The following is a 3,292-nucleotide window of genomic DNA, read 5'->3' as shown; positions in this document are numbered from 1 at the left end:
CGGCTCCGACTGATTGTAGGCGTTCGGTTTCAGGTACTGTTTCACTCCCCTCGTCGGGGTGCTTTTCACCTTTCCCTCACGGTACTGGTTCACTATCGGTCAGTAAGGAGTACTTAGCCTTCGAAGGTGGTCCTCCGATCTTCAGACAGGATTTCACGTGTCCCGCCCTACTTAATACGTCCTATCGTGCTTCATATACGGGGCTATCACCCTCTATGGCCGTGCTTCCCAACACGTTCTATTCACATTCAAGGCTCGGCTGGTCCCCGTTCGCTCGCCGCTACTAGGGGAGTATCAATTGATGTCCTTTCCTCCGGGTACTTAGATGTTTCAGTTCTCCGGGTTTGCTCTTATAAACCTATGTATTCAGTCTATAAGTACCTGGTTTACCGCATTATTAGCTGACCTTGCGGTCAGTAATAACACAGTATCAGGTGGGTTGCCCCATTCGGAAATTCATGGATCAAAGCTTATTCTCAGCTCCCCATGACTTATCGCAGAGTATCACGTCCTTCATCGCCTCTTACTGCCAAGGCATTCACCAAACGCCCTTTTCGCGCTTGATTTGATCCAGAAGAAGTCAGACTGCATCCATCCTCCGCCGCACGATGTGCAACGTCGTAAAGATGATTTCTGACTGCGACGCCCCCAGCTGGTAACTAAAGGGGTGCCTCTGTTCTGGAACAAAAGTCATACTTTGTTTCCCGCCTGGCCCGCTTGGGACCAGACAATGTGCGACCCTCGCGGGCCACACAGGATACAGAACCGTGCAGAACTGTATCCGGGTTAGTATACTTGACTTGGACAACACCGTCTTTTTCAGCTGGCACACGCATGGGCGGTCGAGGAAGCAACCACGTCATACGCTCGCCTTTGGACCGAAGTCCGCCGGCACCACCTGAGATGCAACGCTTACTCGCGCGCACCGAACAGTGTCGTTATTTTGTATCTCTCTTTACGATGTCAATGACGGTGATTTCCCGAAGGGAACTCACCGAGCTTGCGGAAGCGTTTCAAGGAAACGCGTGCAAACCCCGTCGATATGACGACCAAACGCTGCCATGCAGCGCTTGATGATCATATCGGATATCTAGGTTTCCAGCAATCCACCCCCAAGAGGAGTGGTGGGTCGAGGAGGACTTGAACCTCCGACCTCACGCTTATCAGGCGTGCGCTCTAACCACCTGAGCTACCGACCCACATTGAATTGGCAAAGACCAAGTCAATGAGTGCGACCAAGCGTATTTGCGTTGCAAATGCGCCGGGAGGCACCCGGTCGAATGGCCAAGCCAAATATATCAAGGCAAAGCCAAGTGGTGGAGCCTAGGAGGATCGAACTCCTGACCTCCTGAATGCAAATCAGGCGCTCTCCCAGCTGAGCTAAGGCCCCATGCTTTGGAACCCCGCGCATCAGCGCAGGACCTAGTGTCTGAAGAGATATGAGGACGGATTGGCCCAAATCAGCACCAAATGGCACTGACTGATGTGATCAGCTTTGTTTGCTGATCGTGCTAAGTGTTTCATGATCCCGAGCAAGCTCGAGATAGCTAGAAACATCCTTAGAAAGGAGGTGATCCAGCCGCAGGTTCCCCTACGGCTACCTTGTTACGACTTCACCCCAGTCGCTGAGCTTACCGTGGTCCGCTGCCTCCTCCGAAGAGGTTAGCGCACGGCCGTCGGGTAGGCCCAACTCCCATGGTGTGACGGGCGGTGTGTACAAGGCCCGGGAACGTATTCACCGCGTCATGCTGTTACGCGATTACTAGCGATTCCGACTTCATGGGGTCGAGTTGCAGACCCCAATCCGAACTGAGACAGCTTTTGGGGATTAACCCATTGTCACTGCCATTGTAGCACGTGTGTAGCCCAACCCGTAAGGGCCATGAGGACTTGACGTCATCCACACCTTCCTCCCGCTTATCACGGGCAGTTTCCATAGAGTGCCCAGCCGAACTGCTGGCAACTAGGGATGTGGGTTGCGCTCGTTGCCGGACTTAACCGAACATCTCACGACACGAGCTGACGACAGCCATGCAGCACCTGTGTGACATCCAGCCGAACTGACCGATCGATCTCTCGAAAGTATGATGTCCATGTCAAGGGTTGGTAAGGTTCTGCGCGTTGCTTCGAATTAAACCACATGCTCCACCGCTTGTGCGGGCCCCCGTCAATTCCTTTGAGTTTTAATCTTGCGACCGTACTCCCCAGGCGGAATGCTTAATCCGTTAGGTGTGTCACCGAACAGTATACTGCCCGACGACTGGCATTCATCGTTTACGGTGTGGACTACCAGGGTATCTAATCCTGTTTGCTCCCCACACTTTCGCACCTCAGCGTCAGTATCGAGCCAGTGAGCCGCCTTCGCCACTGGTGTTCCTGTGAATATCTACGAATTTCACCTCTACACTCACAATTCCACTCACCTCTCTCGAACTCTAGACTAGTAGTTTATGAGGCAGTTCCAGGGTTGAGCCCTGGGATTTCACCCCATACTTTCTAATCCGCCTACGCGCGCTTTACGCCCAGTAATTCCGAACAACGCTAACCCCCTCCGTATTACCGCGGCTGCTGGCACGGAGTTAGCCGGGGTTTCTTTACCAGGTACTGTCATTATCATCCCTGGCGAAAGAGCTTTACGATCCTAAGACCTTCATCACTCACGCGGCATGGCTAGATCAGGCTTGCGCCCATTGTCTAAGATTCCCCACTGCTGCCTCCCGTAGGAGTCTGGGCCGTGTCTCAGTCCCAGTGTTGCTGATCATCCTCTAAAACCAGCTATAGATCGTAGACTTGGTAGGCCATTACCCCACCAACTATCTAATCTAACGCGGGCCGATCCTTCTCCGATAAATCTTTCCCCCGAAGGGCGTATACGGTATTACCCTCAGTTTCCCGAGACTATTCCGTAGAGAAGGGCACGTTCCCACGCGTTACTAACCCGTCCGCCGCTCACCCGAAGGTGCGCTCGACTTGCATGTGTTAAGCCTGCCGCCAGCGTTCGTTCTGAGCCAGGATCAAACTCTCAAGTTGAAAAGCTGTTGCCAGCTTATCCTTGACGTTCGAACCTCTGCACATATTAGTCTTGACCGGCTAAGGCCAAGACCGACTGTTTGTCTGTGCTTCTGGTTTCATCAGAAACCGAAAGCCGTCCAAACAGTGAAGCTGACACTACATCATCGGGTTGCCCCTAGTAGCGCGATATATGTGCAGTCATCGTTCATCGAATGAACCAAACCGCCCACATATCTCTTCAGATATCATCAATGTCAAAAAACGTCGGACCCAAAAGCCC

The 3,292-nt window shown here is 52.8% G+C and carries 2 tRNA genes, 1 rRNA gene and 1 other annotated feature (1 of these 4 cut by a window edge); all 3 genes read right to left on the bottom strand.

The features are described 5' to 3' along the window. Window positions 1–566: a sequence feature (mutual gap in cmsearch alignment for this rRNA model is longer than 100), on the bottom strand (it extends 2,988 nt beyond the left edge of the window). A 556-nt stretch (window positions 567–1,122) separates the two neighbouring features. Then, a tRNA-Ile gene (locus BW975_RS17715) sits at window positions 1,123–1,199 on the bottom strand. Between the two features lie 115 nt (window positions 1,200–1,314). Further along, window positions 1,315–1,390 (bottom strand) — tRNA-Ala (locus BW975_RS17710). Between the two features lie 173 nt (window positions 1,391–1,563). After that, a 16S ribosomal RNA gene (locus tag BW975_RS17705) occupies window positions 1,564–3,030 on the bottom strand. Window positions 3,031–3,292: the final 262 nt, after the last annotated feature.

The sequence above is a fragment of the Roseovarius nanhaiticus genome, assembly GCF_900156535.1.
Taxonomy (GTDB): domain Bacteria; phylum Pseudomonadota; class Alphaproteobacteria; order Rhodobacterales; family Rhodobacteraceae; genus Roseovarius; species Roseovarius nanhaiticus.
The sequence above is the reverse complement of the archived record's forward strand: the minus strand, read 5'-3'. Positions and strand labels throughout refer to the sequence as shown.